Below are 23,050 nucleotides of genomic sequence, written 5' to 3'. Positions count from 1 at the left end.
CGTGATTACTCCCCGTGGACAGTCATACCCATTCGCCCATCACCTTTACGAAACATCATGTTCTGTAATACGTGATTATCGATAATCTCTTTTATGCCGTCAAAACCCAACCGCAAACTTTCAAAATCATATGCTTCACTGCTTTCATCAAATCCATATAAATAGTAGTTGTTATTCCAAGTTCTGCGAGTATGTTTGACAACCATATAGGCTCTGTATTTATCAGCAGTAAAGAAGTTCTGGGGCATTTTTTGTCTTACATCATAATAACTATCTGTACGCTCTTTGAAGAGTGTTAAGGCTTCATAATATGCCTGTATGTCATCACTGGCATTCTCCATATTAATAGTCTTAACATCCATAAACACATCTCCAAAATCAACGACTTTTTCCATAATGGGTACAGCCAATTCATACACCTGATAACTGTCATGACCGGATATTAAGATTTCTGGGCGTTTCGGGTCATTGCGTATGCCAGTGTATTCCTCATAAGAAGCCATAATTGCCGAAAGATAACCAAAAGCATAATACACTCGAAAGCCATTCTTAATTTTCAATTCTTTTAAGACTTGATGGTTTTCATTTTCTGGGTCTCGGTCCTTATCCACATAGTTATCCAGTTTATCCATATATGTCTTTAATTGGATTAAGGGGTCCTTTAAATCACCCATGAATTTAAATGTAGCGTTATACAAGGTAATTTGATTGGGTAGTAAAGTGGTCATTGTTTTAAGCTCAATGTAATCGGCTACTAAGGCTCTTATGTCTTCAAGAGCGTATTCTATTTTGGACTGATATTGTTGAATCGTCGTATCTTCTATATCTGGGCCTATGACACTCAATTGATACAAGGCTTCGTCTATTTGCTCAATAAGCCCTTCCATACTGGCCTTATAGGGTCTTATGGAGAACTCACCAATAAACTGGTGATAGTTAAAAAAGGCTTGGTTATCATAAAAGATATGATCATTAACATACACTTGCAAATCGTATACAATGTCATCATATTGAACAACATAAGCTTCATTGGATATTTTTCTGCTACAGCCTGAGAGCAGCAATATACCAATCATGATAAATACCCATAATCTTTTCATCTATATTCCTCCCTCACTAATCATGTTTTAGTAATGCATTGGGTTGTAATTGACTTGCTTTTTTACCTGGAAGCAAACCTATCAATGTAATTAATCCCACTGAAATCAGAAAAGCTGCCACAATACCCATGACATTAACATTCATTGGGTTAGACCCTAAAAAGTACTCTAAACGGTATTTTTCTTCTAATACATGTCGAATATACTGAATAACAGGTATGGCCAGTAAAAAAGATACAAGCCCACTTGAACAAGCAAGTAATCCGGATTCCATGGTAAAAATATGAAGAATGTCTCGGTTTCTTGCTCCTATGGATTTTAATATACCTATTTCTTTTATTCTAAGTAAAATACTGATATATAATATGACACAAACCAGTAATGCAGGAATAAGGATAACTATCACTGCTGCTATCGTGGCACCAAATAAGGAATACTTGATATAATTATTGGTTTTTCTGGAAGATGCCACAGAGTACTGGTCGAAATGATAATGGCTCACCACACCATATGCTTCAAGCTCTTTTAAGCTATTCTTATCCCATTGGTCATTGGTAATAATGGTATGTTTCACCGAATAGTTGTTACCCTTCATATGAAGACCATACTCTTTAAAGTCAAACAAATCATATTTTTCTTGTAGGGATGTTTTCGCTCGAAGAGGTTTCAAGGGGTCTGCAATGGACCTGTGTCCCCTAACAAGATACTGACCATCAATTAATAGTTCATCGTCCGTCTCATCTACTGATAGGGGTACCTCACACTCAAACAATGAAAAGTCATCTAATGTAAAGCGCTCCTTTAGTTTTTCTGCGTAACCCTGACTTGTAAAAATATAACCTGCGTAATAATTCCTCATAAGGACTGTCTTTGAATCCCTTTCAAAAACATCCGTTATCTTGGTATCTACCTTATACCTATCTGTGTTTAAAATGGACATACCAAGGGGTACACTTTTATAATGATCGATGTTCATAGCGATGTCTTGACCCGCTAAACTGCTTGTGTTAGTCGCATATTTTCCCAACAATACTTTGGCTGCATCTGATGAAAAAATAACCCCCTCATCGTTATCATCAGGATAATCCTTCCTATGCAAATACGGCTGGTAGGCGCTATATGCTTTTGGTGGTAGAGCAACTAAAATAAAATCATTGTCATCAATGGTGACATGAAAGGTCATGTTCTTCAAAACCTTTTCGACACCTTTTATGTTTTCTATGTGATGAATATCCTCATGGGAATAAGGTTGTACCGTTTCCTTAATAAAGGGTTCTATCTTCTCACTATGAATTTTCTTGCGGGTGATATCACGATACACCGCACTTTGTTTGCCTTCCAACTTCTCATTATCATAAGGTGATAAGTATAACATGTTGTCCTTACTTAACACATGATCAAGGAGTGGCTCTACATCTTTTTTATAGCCATCAATATTAAATATCAAATTCATAATGGCAATGATCAATATCATACTTGGAATTAAACTGACGAATAAAAAAATGGTACTTTTCTTCCTTATTTTTAGGTTATTAAAAGCTATTTTTAATGCTGTCATGAATTGTAATGAACTCTTATCTGTTGATAAGGCTTCATTTTTGTATTTTTTGCATGGTTTTATTTCTTCATTACTGATAACTTCCCCCGCTTTTAATTCCACTATACGGGTAGAATAATCTCTGGCTAAATATTTATTATGGGTTACCATAATGACAAGATGCCCTTGTTCTGCAAGGGATTGAAGGATTTCCATTATTTGCACAGACGTGTCTGGATCTAATGCCCCTGTAGGCTCATCAGCTAAGATAATATCGGGTTTATTGGATAAGGCTCTGGCTATAGCCACTCTCTGCTTTTGACCACCGCTGAGCTGTTTGGGTAATTGATCTTCTTGATCAGCTATCCCCATTAATGCTAAGAGTTCATCTGCTCGGTCACTTTTCTCCTTTGGGGATAAACCACTTAGGGACAGCGCTATCTCAATATTTTCTTTAGCTGTTAGATGTGATATCAGATTAAAGTCTTGAAATACAAAACCAATATTGTTCTTTCTATAATTATTCCAATCTTGCTGCTTAAAGTTTGTTGTATCGACACCATCTACAATTAACCGTCCTTCCGTTGCCTTATCCAGTCCACCGATTTGACTGACCAAAGTCGTCTTACCCGATCCACTTAATCCAAGAATAGAAACGAACTCACCTTTATGAAATTCCAGGTTAACATCGTTCACGGCATGAACTGTTTTATTTTTTAGATGATATTTTTTAGTCATATTCTCTAATTTAAGCATGTCAACAATCCTTTCCCTCACTATCTATCGCTTTATCTTATTAATAGTCTACATGTGTAGTCCCTATATGTCAAGGGAAAAATGGTCTTAACGAAAGAGAAGGATTATTTGTCATCATATGTCATAATTATCTAATAATTTGGCATTAAAAAAGGAACTATCTTATCAAACAGTGTCTGACCTATACAGATAGTTCCTTCTCATCATTTTATGCTAATCTTCCTTAATAAGGAGCATCCCATTGGCTTACTTCTGGGTCCCAGCCGCCAGCTTCCATACCATATAAGCGACCTCTTCTCCTATAAGGATAAGGTCTGCCATAATAGTAATAAGGATTATAATAGTAACGTCTTGGGTAATAATAAGGCCTATAATAAGGATAAGGATAAAAACGTCGACCATAATAAGGCCGTCTTCTTGGGCGATAATATCGCATAGCTTCTACTTCTTCATACATATATTAAAAATCCTTCTCTTTTTGTAATATTATATGCTTACGGTGATAAGAAAGTGAAGGTCCTATGTGTTCATTTTGATGAATTCGATCACCATATTTTATACATATAAATAACCTCGTTGCAGCATAAGCTTGTCATATTTTAGTTGCCATAATCTGCTTGTAGTATACAAAATGTAAATTATATATAATGGGTATATAACTTGGAAGGGAGACATATATACATGAAAAAATGGAAAAAGGCATGCATTATTGCCCTCGTTACGTTTACGTTTGTTAATATTGTAGCTTATGCGGCTGATATTGATTTATATAGTGGGATTATTAATCGTATTATTGCTGTTAAAGAGCGTGTTCTGAAACAAGATTCAGGTTTATCAAAAAATACAAGTGAAGCCATTAAGAATCTGGAAAACTACTTAAAAGAATACGAATCAACCATGCAGGCTGAATTAGAGAGCTATAAAGAGACAAAAGCTGATGAAGCGAAACAAGTGGTCAATGATCAAATAGATAAAACCATCAAGCAATTAGAAAAGGATAAGAATAAATTAATCAAGGATTATAAGAAAGAAATTGATCAGCAGATTGATAACGAATTGGAACAAGAGCTTCAGAAATTACAGGATCGTTATAATCCATAAGGGTAGCACAACATATTAAGCTCTCCTATAGATGGATATAGTTATCGGTATCCATAGCTAGGGAGAGCTTTCCTCATTATATAGTTTATTCATACGGTTTATTCATATGGAATAATAATATAAACTTTATCTAGTGGATAATACCCTTGATTATCTTCTTTTTTATAACTTTCTTTCATTGATAACAAAGTAAAAAGTAAAGTATTTTTTTGACTAGAATATCTCTTATCATTAATTAAACTTGTTGTGTTATCATTATAAACAAACACTTTTGTATTTACATATTTATTTACATTATATATATATCCACCACTATTAATCGAATCCTCAGGATATAAAGCAAAGGTATAGTGATCTCCTTCATCTAAATAATCTAATAAATAATTATAATCAAGTTCATCAAAAATTCTCAGTAATTCCCCTAAATCTAATTGAGTTAAGGACTTTTCATACAGTGTACTAGGAAAATATAATTTATTATTTTCTACATACAACTTAAAAGATTCTTCTTCTTTATGAATTATACATTTAAAATCTAATAAATAAAAATCGTTATCAAAAGTAAATTTTAAATTCTTGCTTTGTAAGCTCACATTATTATCTATATCAGCTATATCATATATTTTTTCTCCAATATCGCTAAATACTCCTTTGATTTGACTTTTATCTAAATGAACGTAATATTTTTTCTCATTATAATTCTTAATGCAATAAATAGTTATGGTCATTATTAATATTATGAATAAACTAACTATCGTTTTTTTATTTCTCATAATTCAACTACCTCTATATATAAATTTATATTTGCTATTATTCATAAAAAGATAGCGATTAAATTAATAGTCACTATCTTTCTAACCTTATTATTCTAGAGTTATATGATACGATGAACCACAGTCTGATGTATCCCAAGCATAGTTACCTCGGAAATAACCTCTATATTCTCTTGAGAATTCACAAATAGTACTACTTTCACCTTGTAAAATAACACTAAAATCTTGTCTATTTTCAGTTTGAGCGTACTCAGATAAAACATCATATGAAAAACTAGCTTTATAGATTTCATCTGATTGTGAAGTTCCTGAAAAACTTGTTGTTAAATCTTTTCTAATAATACTCCAAGAAGCACCTATTGTAGCTTCACCGTTTGTTCCTGCACCAATTGAAAATGTATACGTATCCGATGTTGGCGCAATTTGAGGTGAGTATTTAAATATTTCATTGCCTGATTGATAAGAATCACAATCTACCTCTACATCTAGTTTTACACAAGCACTTGTACTTGAAGTACTAGGTGACATATACATACTGTCTGCTATAGCATAATAATTATCTGCCCCATCATCGTAGCTATAAAATGCTCTCCATTCATTTACATCACCATATGTAGAATAGTGTTCAAAAGTTTCCCAGCCACTTGAATATGTAGTCCATTTTGAATTTATTGTATAGTCATTACTACCAGCATATGCTTCAGATGCAAATAAAGAGGCTAATTTTTTATTAAGAGTACTTTGTACTTTATCTTGCTTCATGGCTCCAGAATATCTAATATCATTTTTTCTGTTCCATGCTGAAGCTAATAATGATTCTTGTTTTTCACTTTCTAGTAAGTCGTGAAAGTGTCCATATCCGATAAAATAATTACCTTTACTACCTTGTGTAATAAATTGAAAATCAGGTAAGATATCTAATGATTCTTCTTTAATTCTATTACTACAAAAAGTGTGTCGTAGTATATTCATGTCTTGTAGATTGATAAAATATATAGATATACCTTCTGATAATATATCCTTCATTTTTATTGTGTCATTTAGGAGGTCCTTGGTATTCTCTTCTGATACCCAAATTGAATCTACATCACTTATAGAAGCTACTCTAGCAATACCATTTAGCTGTTTTTTATTAATAAACTCCTCAATTTCACTAGTATTAACATCCCCTATTACTTCTACATTAAGCTTTTGATTATTGCTTTTTAATTGATTTATAACTTTCTGTCTTGGAATATTAGCTTCTAGAATTTTTTCATCATTTGCACTGCTAATTAAAGAGGAAATATTAACAGCAATTAAAAGTATAATAATAACGCTACATCTTAAAAAATTTTTTAACTTAAAACTTTTTTTCATATTTGCTAACTCTCCTAAAATTTATTTACAACCCAAAAAAGAATATATTATTAACCATGGCTTTTTTATAAGGTTATATTCTCAAAATACAAAACAATTTGTCAAGCATTTACAACTATTTAATATATATATATATAATAAACTGCTATTATGTATTAAATTAATGTAATTTTAGTATAATATATTATTTCTCTTTAGTCAATATATTTTTATTCAACAATTATAAAATTAGTAAATATTAAGTTATATAATACTATATTTTTTATTAATATATATTTTCAAAAAATATATATTGATTTTTATATATGACTAACAGAAATACCATCAATGGATAAACAACCTGTTGTTGCCTCATCTAACAAACCTAGTATCTGTAATAGTGTTGTTTTTCCTGACCCTGAAGGTCCCATAATGGTATAGAAAATCTTAGGTTCAATTTAATACTTGTTGATCAGTTGTAAACATACATACTTGAAAAGTTGATTGCAGGTCACTATCTTCGCTTTGTAATAGGCTTTATAACCACCACTTAGTTGTAAACCGCTTGCCATCTTAAGCGTTTGATTAATCTCCAACTCATCCATACCCATCTTATGCAAAGCTAACGTTGCATAAGATCTCTTTTTCAAGAAGAAATCATCATCATGAGAAACACTGTTCATGTCCAACAATATTTTCTTGAAATGATCTATCTCATTATTACAAGATGAAATTGTTAATAAACCACCTATAATTATAGCATTTAGTATTGCATTATGGCTACTAGATATTTTCATATATCTATTTTTGTTAATATTTTTAACTAACTGTATGTAGTTTGAGGGCAAGTCTTCTTCATAAAATTTAAACTTTAATAATTCTAAGGTCTTTACTGCATAAATCCACTGTCTCCAGTTATCTGCTGATAAATCCTGACCTAAAAAAGGCTTCACCATTAATACCAAGGCATCTTCTTCCTCTTCCATTATGTTATATTGCATTAATATTTTAAGACTTGCTACTAAAGAGTAGATATCACCATTATCCCATTTTGCATCTGTCCCATTAACAATAGCATGTAACGTATTGACCTAGCGACTCCTGTAATTCATCATCAACATGAAGAGCTCCCCTACTAGATTTGATTAACAATACCATCAATGTTTCCTTAGGTGTTCCAATATATGGCGTATTACTTATACCTCCATTTAGTAACTCACTTGATTTAATCTTATCAGCTGTATGTAAAATAGCATGCTTACATAACTCACCGCCAAGAAGCTTATATGCTCTTAATAATTGATAAATGGATTGCTTATCCATCAGGACTAATTGTAGGTTATCTATACATCTTTCTTTTAACTAGTCCACCGTTTGCTGTGATAAATCAATGAGATTCAAGTGATATAGATCTGCTATAGCCTCAAGGTCAGAAAGATGTGCCATGTCCCATTGGTCGCTGATTATAATATTCTCAAGAGTTGCCTGATAGTCTGCATGGTCTAGTTTCCATTTGCTAATATCAGGATCTGATTGTATAAGAAATAGGGATTTTTTTTCTCGTATCATTATTATCACATATATTTAAACCATTCAGAATTTTAGCGTTACAGACTTGTTGCCATAGAAGTTTTGAAGGTAAGAAAAGAAAAAGGTTACTTGATTCATCCCTTAACTTAAGGACATTATCTCTTAAAGTAACACTTTTTCTTCTCATAAACTTTCATTTTTGCTGTCAAGATGTGGCCTATACTACTTATGTCTTCCTGCAATACCTAAAAAATACCCTGTCATTGCTTTTTCTTCAGATGAAATGGGCAGCTTATTTGCAAAAACCATAATATCCTCTTGGGTTATGTTTTTATTACTTATCCTATCCAAACTCCTTTTGAAATCTTCCAGTATTTTTTCTCTCCTATTTTCAGGCGATGTATTCAATAAAGTGTATAATTGATTATAAGCGCCCAGTTCAAACGTATAGTGCTCCATGCCTGGTATGGCTTCTGATTCTTGTATTTCTTTTTTAAGCTGTCTATGATAATCCAGCGTATAATCCCTGTCTTCTGGTATACCCATCCTTACATATTGTTCTGGCGGTGCATCATTGGCTTGCATTATTTTTTTCATGGCTTGAACGCATGTAACCTCTAAGGCATCATTATCCAACTCTATTGTTTGATTAGGGTCTTTGCTCAGATCAAATAGTTTAGAACCATACTGGGCAGGATTGACAAAGCCACCTTTTTTTACTTCTATTTTCATTGTTCGGCAGCCTTTGGTGAAGTCAAAAGGCTCTTCCAATTCAATATTTTGTAGTTCATTAACATGAAACATGCTACGCATATGGGTGGGCATAAGGGTATAGTCGTAAAGAGGTGCATTGCTTCTATCAGCAGGACCACGCATATAGAGATACTTGCCATCGGTGATGTTAATATGGCTGCCGTGAAATCCGAACAAACCATATTGACGTACTGGCGAATCATCAGCAATAACTCCTTTTAAGGGTTTACCCATCATGGAATCGGGTATTTTTACATCAAAGAAATCTAATAATGTAGGAGCGATATCAATTGTCTGTACAAGAGATGAACGGTGCTCGTTCTTCACCTGTAATCTTGGGTCCCATACAAAGAAAGGGGTATGGGCAATCTCGTTATAGATAGGCATAACACCTTTACCCCACCAATCGTGTTCACCTAACAGAAAGCCATGGTCCGTATTCACGATAAGCATGGTATCCTTCCACATATCGTATTTATCCATCATATCTAACACAAGTCCCAAGTAATCATCACACATGGACAACAGGGCTTTGTATTGATTTCTTACATGGTTAATTTCATGAGGTCCTTGATCCACAGGTGCATAAGGTGGCCAATCCGTTAAAGGCCCATCATAATCCACATCTGGATACAGGTCTTTAAAACGTTCAGGAGCAAAAAAAGGCTCATGGGGATCAAACGTTTCTATTTGTAAAAACCAGTTATCATCATCACGATTGGTTTCCATAAACGCAAGGCCATTCTTAAAAGTAACTGCTTGAGGCATCTTATCTTCCGTATCCAAATACTGACGGTTAATATCATCATGCCTATGAATATTGGTTACACCCATTTTTTTCATTAAGGATGTCATGAACTTGGTTTTTTCTGAAAATAGTGTATCAGGTACCTCTGGTTCACGTACTTGACCTTTCCATTGGTCACCTTCTTGACCTCTTGCTATTTCCCATGAACTATATCGTGTGTGATAGGTACAACCCCCATCTTCCCAATAATGTTGGTGATCGGATACCATATGGGTGTATATCCCATTTTTCTTTAGGATCTCTGGCATGGAGTCATCGTAGGGTTCTACAGGTCCCCAACTTCGATGAAGAAAGTTGTATCTGCCTGTATGCAGTTCTCGACGTGCAGGCATACAGGGTAAAGAGCCTGCATAACAGTTGTCAAAAGTGACCGTCTTTTTTGCTAAGCGCTCAAAGTTGGGTACTTTAACATCACTCCCACCATAACAAGGCAAGTAATGGCGGTTGAGTGAATCGTACATTAACATAATGGCTTTCATGTTTTCAACTCCAATCTATTCTTCTGGGTTATTTATCTTCTTAAGTAGCATGGCCAACTGTTCAGGTGAAACCTGTCCATTTCCAAAACTAACAATGGCCCGAAGAGGCATATACTGCATCATGGCTTTACTCATCTCTAAAGTGATGGCTTCGTTACCCGCTTTATCTGCATCCTCATCCTGTGCCATCAGTTTTTTCATCATGTCCAACATGAGGGGTTCAATAATAGCTTTTGCATCAGGGTCTGATAGTAAATCCAGCAAGATACTGTTCATGTCATAGTCAACAGGTAATTTCACTGTTGATTGTACGTCAATGGTTTGACGACAATGAATGTCCTGAGATGATTGACCAATCAAAATATCAAATGTACCTGTTTCTACATGCCAATCATGAATGTGTGTATTCCAATAGGCAAAAGCACGTTTATCTAAAAAGAATGTCACTGTCTTAGTTTCGCCTGGCATTAACGCTACTTTTTCAAATTCCTTAAGTTCTTTTATGGGTCGAATAACCGTACTCTCATGGTCTGCAATATAGAGCTGTACCACCTCTTTACCGGCTACATGGCCTGTATTCGTTACATCCACCGAAACAGTAACTGTCTCCGTATCCTTAATGGTTTCTTTATCTACGACTAAATGACTATATGCAAAAGTGGTATAAGATAAGCCAAAACCAAATGGGAAGCATACATCCATGTTCTTTTTATCATAATAGCGATAACCCACAAACACACCTTCACGATACTCGGCTATGTTTTTTTCGCCGCCATAGAAGATATAAGAAGGGTTGTCTTCTAGTTTTTTGGGGAAGGTTTCTGGTAGCTTACCACAAGGATTTGCTTCTCCAAAGAGTATGCGGGTTGTTGCCAAACCTACAGCCTGACCACCAAGGTAAGCTTCAAGGATACCTTTCACATCATCTACCCATGGCATCTCTACGGGGGAACCGTTATGAAGCACAACAACTGTATTGGGATTTGCCTCTGCAACACGCCTAATCACTTCATTTTGACAGTCAGGTAAACCCATATGCGTTCGGTCATAGCCCTCCGATTCATAGATATCAGGTAATCCAGCAAAGACCACAGCAACCTTAGCCTGCTTTGCTGCTGCCACAGCTTCCTTAATAAGTGTATCATTGGTTGTATCTGTTAATAAATCATAACCTTTAGCGTAAGTTACTTGTGCCATATCTTTCACGGCTTCAAGTGCACTGGTGATTTTGAAACAGTTAATATGAGAACTGCCGCCCCCTTGAAAACGAGGTTTTTGAGCAAATTCACCTATAAAGGCAATGTCATCTGTTTTGCTAAGTGGTAAAACATGGTCCTCATTTTTTAGTAGAACCATACACTCTGCTGCTAAATGAGCAGATAAAGCATGTTGAGCTTCCTTATCCCATTTTGTATCAGGCTTTGCATTTTCCAGATACCGATAATTAATGGTTAGAATACGCTCCACTGTTTGATCAAGTAGGTCTTCGTCTAATTCACCGTTTTTGACAGCCTCAACAATACGTCTGTCATTGATGCCTGCACTAGAAGGCATCTCGAGATCCATCCCAGCAATAATGCCTTGCACGCGATCAGCTGTTGCGCCCCAATCACTGACTACATAGCCATCAAAGCCCCATTCATCGCGAAGGATTTCTGTCAAATATTTTCGACTCTCAGAAGCGTAGGTGCCATTAATTTTATTGTATGAACACATGACGGTCCATGGTTTGGCATCCATTACAGGCTTTTCAAAAGCGGCTAAATAAATTTCTCTCATGGTGCGTTCGTCCACTTCAGAGCTAGAGGACATCCTCCGATGCTCTTGATTATTAGCTGCATAATGCTTTAGGCTTGTCCCCACATTTTTGGATTGGACACCATGAATAAAAGATGTGGCCATTTCACTCGTAAGGTAGGGGTCTTCCGAGAAATATTCAAAGTTTCGTCCACAGAGGGGTGAACGCTTAATGTTCACGGCAGGTCCTAGAACAACACTGAGCTTTTCTGCCTGACAAGATTCTCCAATAGCTTCACCCATGGTCATTAGCAGCTGACGGTCAAAGGATGCAGCCGTGGCACAACCAGCTGGAAAACATACGGCTTTAATGCTTTCATTGACAGCCAGATGATCCGCCTTGTCATCTTGTTTACGAAGTCCATGAGGACCATCGCTTACCATAACAGCAGGTATATTCAGACGTTCTATGGGTTGGGTGTGCCAAAAGTCTGAACCGGAACATAAGGAGGCTTTTTCCTCCAGTGTCATTTGTTGTACTAACTGTTTAATCATTATCTAATACCTCTTTTCTTATTTATTTTTATCCTTTTACGCCACCCAATGTGAGCCCTTTCTCAAAATACTTGGATAAGAGCATGTATAAAATAACGATGGGTATGGCCACCACTACTGTTGCAGCAGATGTGAGAGACTGTGAAGATACGGTTAGGGTATCAATGATATCTTCTGATGTGGTATTTCCCCCAACAATCATGTTTCTTAATACCAGCATGACAGGAAATTTATCCCGATCAAAGAGATAGATACTGGCCGTAAACCAATTGTTCCACATAAATAATGAAGTGAAGAGTGTAACCGTAGCTATTGTCGCCTGACAAAGGGGCAAATATATTTTATAAAAAATTTTGAAAGGTGATAAGCCATCGATCATGGCAGCTTCTTTCATTTCAGTAGGTATGGACATCATATTTGAATAGATGACCAAAAAGAAAAATGGATTAATGGCCACTGGCAGTATTAGGGACCACATTTTGTTAATCAGGTTAAGTTGCTTTAAGAGCAAAAAGTTTGGGATAATGCCGCCAGAGAAAAACATGGTAATGATCACCATTAAAAGAAATACATTTCTCCCTTTCACTTCTTTATTGGTTAAGGCAAAGGCAAGCATGGATGATACCGTTACCGATATAAAAGCACCTGCTACCGTATAAAACACGGAGTTAAACAATCCTCTTATGAAACCAGGCTCTTCAAAGGCCCTTACATAAGCAGCCAAGTTAAATCCTTTTGGTAACAGTGCAATGGAGCCAGTTTCAACAAATTCACGGCTACTAAAAGACAATGCAAGTGTGTACAAAAACGGGTATAAACATAAGGCGCAAAAAATAATCAAAACAACTGCATTAACAATGCCAAAGATTTTATATCCTTTGGATTTTCTATATAATTCTGTTCCCATATGCGACCTCCATTTTATTATAGTATTGCGTCATCATCAATTTTCCTTGATATGGCCCTTGTAGACAGCACCAAGATAAGACCAACGGCGGCATTAAAAAGTCCTATAGCAGCTGCGTAGCTATAGTTGTTGCCGACGATACCTATGTTATACACATAGGTGCTGATGATTTCGCTGACGCCAGAGTTGTTGGGTGTCATTAATAGAAGGGTTTTTTCAGTACCTAATGTTAATACCCGACCTAAACTTAGTATTAATGTAACAGAAATAACATTTTTCATAGCTGGTAAGGTAATATGCCATGTTTGCTTCCAGCGGTTAGCACCGTCAACCATGGCTGCATCATATAAGGTTAAATCCACATTCGATAGGGCAGCGATGTAGATAATGGCATTTGCACCTGTGGATTTCCATGTGGCTGTCAAAATGTATATGATTCTATAATATTTTGGATCATTTACAAAGTATATGGGTTCTTTTATGAGACCTACTGACTGTAATAGATGGTTGATGATGCCTGTTGAAGGTGACATGACTTCAATAGCAATTCCAATAATAACCACCGTTGACAGTAACGAAGGAAAGAATGTTGAACTTTGAACAACCCGCTTAATGAATTTATGGCTCAACTCATTAAACAACAATGCAAAGATAATAGCTATCGGCATATTCACTAAAAGACTACCAAAACTTAACACCAATGTGTTGGTAAAGGCATTCCAAAAAATCTTATCCCCAATAAACATCTTAAAGTATTTCAACCCTACCCAATCAACGCCCCAAGCTGACCCGCTTGGCTTGTACCTCCTAAAAGCGATGATATTGCCTAGCATTGGTCCATACTTAAATATTAAAAGAAATAGTAAAGGTATGATAATCATAAAGTAATATTGCTTGTTATAATTCCAATGCCGTCTTAATGTGTTCGTTTTACCATGAACTTTTTTTTGACTTTTTTTTCTCTCTATAGTTTTAATAGCTGCTACCTCCCTTTCCTAATTATTTAGTTGTGGCCCAACTTGTAACTGTAATATCTAGCACATCAAAATCATTTTGCTGCTCTAATAAAATTGTAGCATCAGCAATTTTAAATGGTCAACATTCAATAATGGTGTATCCGTTATAATTTTGACCGTGATTAACATATGCAAGTAATAAATCATGTAATCATCCATGAAAGACAGTGGGTTTTGTTACTTAATTACATATATTGCAACTATAAATGCGTTACTTGATTGTTTATAATTGTTATATCACATAAAATGATTTCATTTACTAGATGTGCAAATCATTTATTGTTCAAATCATTTATTAAAGAAAGGGAGAAGGTAAACATGATAAAAAAAAGAATACTGGCTTTGGCTCTTGTGGTTATAATGGGGATTGCTCTTACAGCATGTGGCAAATCAACAAATGATACACCTCAATCGACCACTAATGAAAAAACAGATAACACGGATAAACCAGCAGATAATACACCCCATGTAAAGGACGGGGAATTAACAACTTATTATGCTGAAGAACCTTTTAATATTTCTTTTGCCCTTGCAGAAATTCCTGGAGAGTTCAATAGATTCTCAGAGGATTGGGCCATTCTTGGAGAAATTAAAAAAAGAACCAATGTGACACTTGATATTGTACCGATCATCCGTGATGACTACACGCAAAAAGTAACGACCATGTTAAGTACTGGATATGAAATACCGGACTTAATTACTGTGTTAGCTTTAGATAAGTCTAAAATGAATACGTTCTTTACAAATGGCATGTTTTTTGATTACAGTGGGTATTACAATGATGGTAAAATGCCCCATATGAAAGCTTTTTTTGAAAGCAGGGATTTTGTAGGTTTTCCACTGAATGAAGACGGTTCCATGTACTCGTTTTCTGGGGGATATGATAAGATAGTTCTTTCAGAACAAGGAGCGCTTATGTATAGAAAAGACCTCCTTGACAAACTCAATCTAGAAGTACCGACTACCATTGATGAATTCTACCATGTATTGTCTTCATTAAAACAAGAATATCCAGATTCGTATCCTTTAAATACCACCTTCAAAGCTTATACAGCCGTTCCTATCGCTCAAGCTTTTGGAGTTAGTCTCATGACAAACACAGGTGTCCATTATGATGCTGAACAAGAAAAATACATTAACATCTATGATACAGACAATGCAAAAGCATTCTTTAAATTCATTAACAAACTCTTTGCCGAAGGCTTAATTGATCCTGAGTTCTTGACGGCTACTCCAGAACAATTCCGTCAGAAAATGGCAAATGATATCACCTTAGTAAGTTACGGCTGGACAGGACAACTTCAAAGCTACAATAAAAACTTCAAACAATTAAATCCTGACTTTGATATGGTGCGTGGACCATGGCTCCTTGCAGATGACATCATCGATACATTGTATGTTGCTGAACAGCAAAAGCTATCCTTTGCTTTATCCGAGGCTGTTGGAAAGTATAAAAACATTGAAGAAATCATTAAATTTATCGATTGGTACATGTACAGTGAAGAAAATCGTACGTTGTTAGGATGGGGTATTGAAGGTCAGCATTATACCGTTGAAGATGGCAAAAAAATAGCAACGGAAGCATTTATTGCATCTTCCTTTAAGTTAGATGGTTGTAACAGTCACATGGGCTTTGAGAAAAATGTAGAGTTAAGTGATTTTAAAACAGCACTTCTAGGAGAAGAAGCCCTACAAGAGCGATTAGAAGCTACATCCACATCCTATGCGTTTGAGAGTCCAACCATTCCAGATGAACTTGTTGAGGAAGCCCAGCTTATTTTTGTATCGGCCAACAAAGTAATTAATCAATACATTGCAAAGTTTACTTTTGGTGAGAAAAATGTTGATGCAGATTACGACGAATTTTTAAGCTTACTTGACGATAGCAATTACGATCGATTAATTGAAATCTATAACATAGCACTTCATAGCAAGTAATAACGTATTAAAAAAAGAGATGACTATCATGGACAATCGTCATTACGTATTTAAAAAGAGGGCTGTTGCATTATGCAACAGCCCTCTGCTTGTCCAAACTCAAAATTAATCATAACACGCTATTAAGGGTAAACTTCTCCAGTTACTTTGATATTGCTACCACTTAACCCTACCCCAATAATCTCAATATAAAATGGTCCATTTACATTAGGATAATATGTACTCGTTACGGTTTTACTTCCACTTGTTTGAAAAAGATCAACCCATACAGGATAAGCAATACCGTTAACTTGACCAATGTTAACCCGGACATACCGGGTACCAGCATTTGGTAAATTGCTCCAATCTACTTTAATTTTTATATTCATCTTACTATGAGGGTAGTTAAATTGGTATTGAGGCTTGTCCACAGAGTTGAAGAAATAATACGTGTCATTATTAAAAGCGTACTGTTCAAAGGTCACTTTACCAGAAGAATCTTGATTGAAGCTATCCAAAGTCTGTTCAGTATAAGCAAATACAGGTATTGACGTTAAGATTAATGTTAATACTAAGCACATGGATACTAATAGCTTTTTCATATGACTCATCTCCTTTAATATTTGATTACATGATAATATTAGCACATTTTAGGTTAGGTTCTTGTCGTTTTATATATCATATGTTATAAATTTTATCGCAATAAACTACTTTTTTCGCAATAATACTCCATACACAAACATGGCCCACTTGTTCTTACTACATTCTTTTTATGTGGATGTCTCTATAGGCCGTAGGCGTTATGCCTTCACGCTGTTTAAACATCCTGATAAAAGTCTGTCTAGAACGAAATCCTACAAGTTGAGACACTTCATCCAGATTCATTTTATAGTTTGCTAAGAGTATCTCTTTAGACTTTTCAATGCGATAAGATGACAAGTACTGATAAAATGTTACACCAAACTTTTCTTTAAAGAAGTTTGAAAATTTCCGAGTACTGATCTTAAAATGATTAGCCAGTAAGTCGGCGTAGAGATCTTTGGCATAATTTTCATCAATGTATTTAAAAATATTCTGCTGACTGATCAAGTGACTATTGGAGTCGAAATAATCACATATGTTGTTGGTAAGGGTGACGATGCTATTCTTAAGCTCTTGAGTACTTAAATCATGATGGTATTGAACATCCATATCTGGGAGCTCTGACTTAATTTCATTAGCTTCAGCAAAATTAACATATAAGAACAAGGTTTGAAAATAAAAGTTTCTAACCTCATTTTCACTGCTAATACCCTGATTAAGCTGTTCAACTATAGAAATGGCTTCTTCTCGATTGGATGTCTTCAAATAATTATTTAATTTGTTTTTATCTTCTGGTGTATAATAGATCTTACTATTCTTAGATGTATTAGAAGGATTACTCACTCGATTAATAATATCGGTATAGGCATCTTTGTAAGATGCGGATATTTGATCTGCATGATGATAAAAATTACCTTTTCCAACCAGTACGGATGCATATTTCATATCCACGGCAAACAGCCCTGGAAAATCTTTAACGGATTGTTCCACATCCTTTACATGAGCTTTGTCCGTATTGACAATGATATGGTACTGGTCGTTTAATTCTTTAATCACGTATGATTGCATACCCTCTTGATTAAATTTATCATAGATGAGGGTATTAAGCGCATTAAAAATATTTATTTGCTGCATTCTGGAAAAGTCCGTATAGAACAAGGTCATAAATGAAAATTTAATGGAAACGACGCAAAACAGTTTATAGGGAAATTCAATGTCATAATCTTTAAGATGGATGTATTTTAAAATACTTTCATCATGTAACAGCTGATACAAAAAATTATCTCTGGCTACCATGGCAGCATTAGCAACTTGGTCTGCCATCTTTTTGTTTTCATCCACAAGCATATTGACAACGTTTTCAATTTTTTCATAAGTTATGTTAGTATTAGAACGAGAATCTCTATTAATTGTATGGGCTATAGACTTAAAAGGCCTGTACAATTTCAATGTATTTTTTACAGAAAAAATAATGGCAACGATGAAAATAATCCCTACAATTGAATTAAACAAGATAATATACGAATTAAAAGGTGCAAAAAAAGCCTTTCTATCAAAACTATATGCAAGGTCATAGAATTCATTGTTAATGGTTACGGTATATGGAATGGTGATGTTATTATTTTTATGGTTATTGGTGACGTATATGTCTTTTCCTCCATATGATAAGCGCATATCCATATGGATATCATTTGTATACTTTTTTATAAGGGTGTTGAAGTTACTTGATTGGGTGTTAAAGATTAATAAATTATCGTCTGATAGATAGTTGTCAGAGTTGACGACCATGGGTATAACGGCTGTGCTACCTAGCTTCGTTTCTTTTAAAAGGTCAAAATTGATACTCTTAATGTCATAATTATACCAGAAGTTTTTCGGATAATCGTCATAAACATGGTACTTTGAGAAAAATTCATCGGCATTATAAATGGATTCATTTGAGATGACAACATTCAGTTTTTTCATATAAAACAATATGCTGTGTATATCCGTTGACGTGTTTTTTATATCCGTTAATTCTGAAACAAGTTGTATAAATGCATATCTTTCATAAATGCTAACATCACGATTAAAATAACAGATATCCATCATCATCTGCCTGTCCAGCATATTGGAAGTATAGGCAATACGATTAAAATAATTTTCAATATTAGCGCTGATATTCTTTTGGTACTCGTTATAATTTTTAAGGTAGACATTTTTAGATACGCTAGAGAAAAGATTTATCTGGATAATGGTTGCGACCATAATGGCTAATATAGGTAAAAAGATATAAAGAAATATTTTTCGTATTAAGGATTTTCTTCTTACTTGTTTTAAAAACATACGGGATGTCCTTCCTATTAGCTTATTAATTGAACAAATAAGGTTACGCTCTCAGTAAAACGGATTTGTTGTTACACATCCTGCTACTTACATGTTATGATACCATATTTACTTTGCCTCAACAACAATTACAAGCTGGTTTTTCTTCCCTTTTTGACATTTTCAGCTGACTAATAAAAAAGGCTGCTCTGCTGAAAGTGTCTTAACATCTTTCAACAGAGCAGCCTTGGGAGCTATATGTCATTCCTTTGAATCCGAGCGATTAGCGCTTCCACATTTTCTTTTATCTTATCTCTCGTTTCTCGAAATCCTTCTATGGGACCTCCTGATGGATCGTCTAATCCCCAGTCTTCACGATGGTCACATGGCATGTAAGGACAATCTACATTACAACCCATGGTAATCACCATGTCAACTTTTTCAGGGATATCGGATAGAAGCTTTGGGTAATGAGAGCTCATATCTACACCTGCTTCTTCCATGACTTCAACGGCTAATGGTTTGACTTGTGGATAATTTTCTGTACCTGCTGAGTAGGCTTCAAGTACATCTTTTCCTAATTGTTTTGCCCATCCTTCTGCCATCTGAGAACGGCATGAATTATGGACACATATAAAAGCTACGCTTTTTTTCATGTGGGTGTTCCTCCTTCGTGATTGAACCTATGTTTTGTTTTATTCGCAATACGTACAAGTGTTAGCATAACTGGTACTTCTACAAGAACCCCAACTACCGTTGCTAACGTTGCACCTGACTGTAATCCAAAAAGAGATATGGCTACTGCTACAGCAAGTTCAAAGAAATTACTTGCCCCAATCATACCTGCTGGTGCTGCGATTTCATGAGGTAATTTCCAAGCTTTTGCCCATCCATAAGCAATAAAAAAGATGAGAAAGGTCTGAATAATGAGGGGTATGGCAATTAACCCTATATGCAGAGGATTCTGTAGGATGGTTTCGCCTTGGAATGAAAAGATAATAATCAGTGTTAAGAGCAAGCCTACAATGGTTATATTGGAAAACTTTTTAATAAAGACATATTCCAAATAATCGCGGGATTTCTTCTTAATAATATACTGTCTGGATACAAAACCCGCAACCAGTGGTATAATAATGAATAATACAATGGATAAAAATAAGGTATCATAAGGCACTGTTATGTCCGATATACCTAGTAATAATGCCACAATGGGCGTAAAAGCAAAAAGTAAAATCAGATCATTAATGGCTACTTGAACCAAGGTATACGCAGGATTACCTTTCGTTAAATGACTCCATACAAAAACCATGGCGGTACAAGGTGCTGCACCTAATAAAACCGCTCCTGCTAAATAATCTGTGCCAAGGTCATCACCTATGTAATTCTTAAAAACAACCTTAAAGAAGAACCAAGCGATCACATACATGGTAAACGGTTTAATGAGCCAATTGGTCACACACGTAACTGTTAAACCTTTTGGTCTTTTGGTGACGTGGACAATACTGGTAAAATCGATTTTTAACATCATGGGGTAAATCATAAGCCATATTAAGATGGCAATGGGAATGGATACATGGGCATACTCAAATTTACTTAAGGTATTCGGAACAATAGGTGCTAATTGCCCAATAGCAACGCCTAAAACAATACATACAGCAATCCAAAGGGTTAAATACTTCTCAAAAAAACTAATGCCTGGTTGACTTTCTGTGTTAGATTTTTTCATGTCTCCTCCTTTATTTGCACTATTTACGATTATCTATTTTCTAATAATCTCCCATACTGCTTCTTTATCTTGACGAATGGATTCGCATGTAAGGTGACTATCTTTGTAAGCATTCAGCCTTCGTACATCTTCCATACATTGTGGTATCTTTTCCGTTTCCTCTTGTAAAAGTTGATAGAGATTTGCTTTGTCTTTTTTCAGATAATCGCTGGCAAAATAATGAACCCATTGGGCTTTTTTATGAAAATCAATCATCTTATCGCTTTTCAGTTTATTAAGATGTCTGGATACATTACTTTGACTGAGTTCTAATATCACTTCAATTTCACATACACACAACTCATCTCTAATTAACAAATTCATAATACGCAATCTATTTTCGTCACTTAGTGATTTGAACATGTTCACAATAATCATTGGTAAACCGCCTCCCGTATTACTATATTTGATTATACTCATATACTAACTCATTCCATGTTCTTTGTCAATATTATGATGTGCATTTTACTTATTTTTTACAATAGTGGTGTGAAAAAAATATTTATATTGACAATCATTCATAAAAACTATAGGATGAATTTATAAAATTTCAGGGGGTGATTTTATTAAAAAGAAGATAATCTTTGTCGTTTTGATTATCCTTGTGGTGTTCATGTATATTATATTTTTCAAACCCTTTTTTACCTTTCAAACGAACAAAATAATCATCGTTAATGAATTGACCGCCGAAAAGCTAGCATTAAGTCAAAAGGATGTACATAAACTGAATTGGGCAATTGGCAAACCAGCATTAATAAAGCCATCACTTTCAAAAATTAAATCTATCTTTTTTATAAGGATAGAATTTTATCATGATAACAAGCTATTACAAGTAATATACGCAACACAAGATTCTAGAAATATGATTAAGTTAAATAATGAACACGGAATGTATTGTAAGATAAACACATCATTTTATAGGACTTTATTTAGGATTTTTGATGATAATGATTTTGCACTACAATGATGAATATTTGTAAGTCCAAAAAATCCATTACAATATTGCCTTAATAAAAACCAACCCGTTAGATTTAAATCTGCTGGGTTGGTTTTATTGATTCTTTGTTAATACTACTCTATCAATACTTAATCATCGGACTTTATTTCCTTGTATAAGAAACTTGAAAATAGCTGGTGGTTTCTTTCATCTCCAGATTGCCTGATATGGTGGCTGTGTTACCATGATTAATAATGGTACAAGTATAGTCTTCTTCCAGTTTTTGAAGCAATGTGATGAGCAATCCATAAGAGGATGGTGAATCAATGTAATCATTGCTTAGACTGCTCATGGCTTGTGTATCTGATGAAAGAATCAACTGCCTTGTATAGGCATCTTTCTCATTGGCTTCTTCTAGCGTTAAGTAATGCGAAAAATCAATGGATGCAATAAGGAGTACCTTTTTATTCTGTATGGATGCTATCAGTTGTTCTGCCACTTCCTCAATACCTTCATGGGTTCTTGTTTCACCAATTATACAAGCAATGACTTTTGCTTCTTTAAAATAATGATGGATATAGTTCATGTGTATGCCAATACCATGTTCTTTTTCAAAGACGGATGTGATGCCTTCATGAATCAGTGGATGCTCAACCAATGTATTAATGCTATCCCCATCACTGTAAATCATACCTGAATGGGTGATAAAATCAAAGGCTCCTATCTGAAACCTTGGTCCATCACCTTCATGGTTAGGACTAATTAATAGGATAAGTTCAGGTTCTTCCGTTTTTGTCTTAGAAGCCGTTTGATAAAAGGACGTTAAGTAGTCACAAGCTACGTCATGATGTGGAAGAATAGTTGCAATAATCTCTCCTTCTGGTTCATAGGCTAAGTCTTTCTTGAAGGAATCCAACCATATTTGTTCATTAATAAACCGCTTGCTGTCTAACTTTGGCAGAAGACTTTCTATTGGCGGATTAGTGACCACTTTTTTCACACGAAAGGTCTTTTGGGGCTGATTGATATGCAGACGTTCTTGATTAGTATCTGCTGTATGGAAGTCATTCCCTTTTTGTTGACATCCTACTGGTAGCATGATAAGGACACCTATTAACAGCCACTTCAAACTAGCTTTTATCATATGGAAATCCC

At 35.0% G+C, this 23,050-nt stretch carries 21 protein-coding genes; 2 read left to right on the top strand and 19 right to left on the bottom strand.

The window, feature by feature from the left end; all coding sequences use genetic code 11:
• Positions 1-5: 5 nt before the first annotated feature.
• From HZI73_RS04695 to HZI73_RS04685, 3 genes are all read right to left on the bottom strand, one after another.
• Positions 6-1,100: a hypothetical protein gene (locus tag HZI73_RS04695; protein WP_212697104.1), complete on the bottom strand. Its 1,095-nt coding sequence runs from the start codon at positions 1,098-1,100 to the stop codon at positions 6-8.
• 16 nt (positions 1,101-1,116) lie between these two features.
• Positions 1,117-3,375 carry an ABC transporter ATP-binding protein/permease gene (locus HZI73_RS04690; protein WP_212697103.1) on the bottom strand — a complete coding sequence of 753 codons (2,259 nt, stop codon included), beginning with the start codon at positions 3,373-3,375 and terminating at the stop codon, positions 1,117-1,119.
• Between the two features lie 241 nt (positions 3,376-3,616).
• Entirely contained in the window at positions 3,617-3,850 is a 234-nt protein-coding gene (locus tag HZI73_RS04685) for a hypothetical protein (RefSeq protein ID WP_212697102.1), read from the bottom strand.
• 224 nt (positions 3,851-4,074) lie between these two features.
• Here HZI73_RS04685 and HZI73_RS04680 point away from each other — a divergent pair, with 224 nt between their 5' ends.
• Positions 4,075-4,494: a hypothetical protein gene (locus HZI73_RS04680; RefSeq protein WP_212697101.1), complete on the top strand. Its 420-nt coding sequence runs from the start codon at positions 4,075-4,077 to the stop codon at positions 4,492-4,494.
• 98 nt (positions 4,495-4,592) lie between these two features.
• Here the strand turns inward: HZI73_RS04680 and HZI73_RS04675 are convergent, their stop codons facing one another.
• The 10 genes from HZI73_RS04675 to HZI73_RS04630 all read right to left on the bottom strand — a co-directional run bounded on the left by HZI73_RS04675 (position 4,593) and on the right by HZI73_RS04630 (position 14,255).
• Complete coding sequence (locus HZI73_RS04675; RefSeq protein ID WP_212697100.1) at positions 4,593-5,267, bottom strand: hypothetical protein; 675 nt, start codon at positions 5,265-5,267, stop codon at positions 4,593-4,595.
• 90 nt (positions 5,268-5,357) lie between these two features.
• On the bottom strand, positions 5,358-6,626 hold the full coding sequence (locus HZI73_RS04670; protein WP_212697099.1) for a hypothetical protein: 1,269 nt from the start codon (positions 6,624-6,626) through the stop codon (positions 5,358-5,360).
• 299 nt (positions 6,627-6,925) lie between these two features.
• Entirely contained in the window at positions 6,926-7,039 is a 114-nt protein-coding gene (locus HZI73_RS04665; RefSeq protein WP_408648283.1) for an ATP-binding cassette domain-containing protein, read from the bottom strand.
• Between the two features lie 24 nt (positions 7,040-7,063).
• Positions 7,064-7,591 (bottom strand): hypothetical protein, encoded by a 528-nt coding sequence (locus HZI73_RS04660; RefSeq protein WP_212697097.1) that lies wholly within the window; start codon positions 7,589-7,591, stop codon positions 7,064-7,066.
• A 79-nt stretch (positions 7,592-7,670) separates the two neighbouring features.
• Positions 7,671-7,928 carry a hypothetical protein gene (locus HZI73_RS04655; RefSeq protein ID WP_212697096.1) on the bottom strand — a complete coding sequence of 86 codons (258 nt, stop codon included), beginning with the start codon at positions 7,926-7,928 and terminating at the stop codon, positions 7,671-7,673.
• A gap of 39 nt (positions 7,929-7,967) precedes the next feature.
• Positions 7,968-8,174: a hypothetical protein gene (locus HZI73_RS04650; protein ID WP_212697095.1), complete on the bottom strand. Its 207-nt coding sequence runs from the start codon at positions 8,172-8,174 to the stop codon at positions 7,968-7,970.
• Positions 8,175-8,357: 183 nt separating this feature from the next.
• A complete protein-coding gene (locus tag HZI73_RS04645) occupies positions 8,358-10,175 on the bottom strand; it encodes a sulfatase (protein WP_212697094.1) in 1,818 nt (605 codons plus the stop codon).
• 15 nt (positions 10,176-10,190) lie between these two features.
• A complete protein-coding gene (locus tag HZI73_RS04640; RefSeq protein WP_212697093.1) occupies positions 10,191-12,467 on the bottom strand; it encodes a glycoside hydrolase family 3 C-terminal domain-containing protein in 2,277 nt (758 codons plus the stop codon).
• Between the two features lie 28 nt (positions 12,468-12,495).
• A complete protein-coding gene (locus tag HZI73_RS04635; protein WP_212697092.1) occupies positions 12,496-13,374 on the bottom strand; it encodes a carbohydrate ABC transporter permease in 879 nt (292 codons plus the stop codon).
• A gap of 17 nt (positions 13,375-13,391) precedes the next feature.
• A complete protein-coding gene (locus HZI73_RS04630) occupies positions 13,392-14,255 on the bottom strand; it encodes an ABC transporter permease (protein ID WP_212697091.1) in 864 nt (287 codons plus the stop codon).
• 453 nt (positions 14,256-14,708) lie between these two features.
• Between HZI73_RS04630 and HZI73_RS04625 the strand changes: the two genes are divergently transcribed.
• Entirely contained in the window at positions 14,709-16,328 is a 1,620-nt protein-coding gene (locus HZI73_RS04625; RefSeq protein WP_212697090.1) for an extracellular solute-binding protein, read from the top strand.
• Positions 16,329-16,450: 122 nt separating this feature from the next.
• Here HZI73_RS04625 and HZI73_RS04620 read toward each other — a convergent pair whose 3' ends face one another.
• From HZI73_RS04620 to amrB, 6 genes are all read right to left on the bottom strand, one after another.
• A complete protein-coding gene (locus HZI73_RS04620) occupies positions 16,451-16,909 on the bottom strand; it encodes a hypothetical protein (RefSeq protein ID WP_212697089.1) in 459 nt (152 codons plus the stop codon).
• A 157-nt stretch (positions 16,910-17,066) separates the two neighbouring features.
• Entirely contained in the window at positions 17,067-19,214 is a 2,148-nt protein-coding gene (locus HZI73_RS04615) for a helix-turn-helix domain-containing protein (RefSeq protein WP_212697088.1), read from the bottom strand.
• A gap of 233 nt (positions 19,215-19,447) precedes the next feature.
• On the bottom strand, positions 19,448-19,849 hold the full coding sequence (locus HZI73_RS04610) for an arsenate reductase ArsC (RefSeq protein WP_212697087.1): 402 nt from the start codon (positions 19,847-19,849) through the stop codon (positions 19,448-19,450).
• Complete coding sequence (gene arsB / locus HZI73_RS04605; RefSeq protein WP_212697086.1) at positions 19,846-20,919, bottom strand: ACR3 family arsenite efflux transporter; 1,074 nt, start codon at positions 20,917-20,919, stop codon at positions 19,846-19,848. Before arsB ends, HZI73_RS04610 begins: the two co-directional genes overlap by 4 nt.
• Before the next feature lie 33 nt (positions 20,920-20,952).
• Positions 20,953-21,378, bottom strand: a complete 426-nt coding sequence (locus tag HZI73_RS04600; protein WP_246552359.1) for an ArsR/SmtB family transcription factor — start codon at positions 21,376-21,378, stop codon at positions 20,953-20,955.
• Positions 21,379-22,058: 680 nt separating this feature from the next.
• Positions 22,059-23,039: an AmmeMemoRadiSam system protein B gene (gene amrB / locus HZI73_RS04595; protein ID WP_212697085.1), complete on the bottom strand. Its 981-nt coding sequence runs from the start codon at positions 23,037-23,039 to the stop codon at positions 22,059-22,061.
• Between the last annotated feature and the right edge of the window lie 11 nt (positions 23,040-23,050).

It is taken from the genome of Vallitalea pronyensis (assembly GCF_018141445.1).
GTDB classification, from domain to species: Bacteria; Bacillota; Clostridia; order Lachnospirales; family Vallitaleaceae; genus Vallitalea; species Vallitalea pronyensis.
The sequence above is the reverse complement of the archived record's forward strand: the minus strand, read 5'-3'. Positions and strand labels throughout refer to the sequence as shown.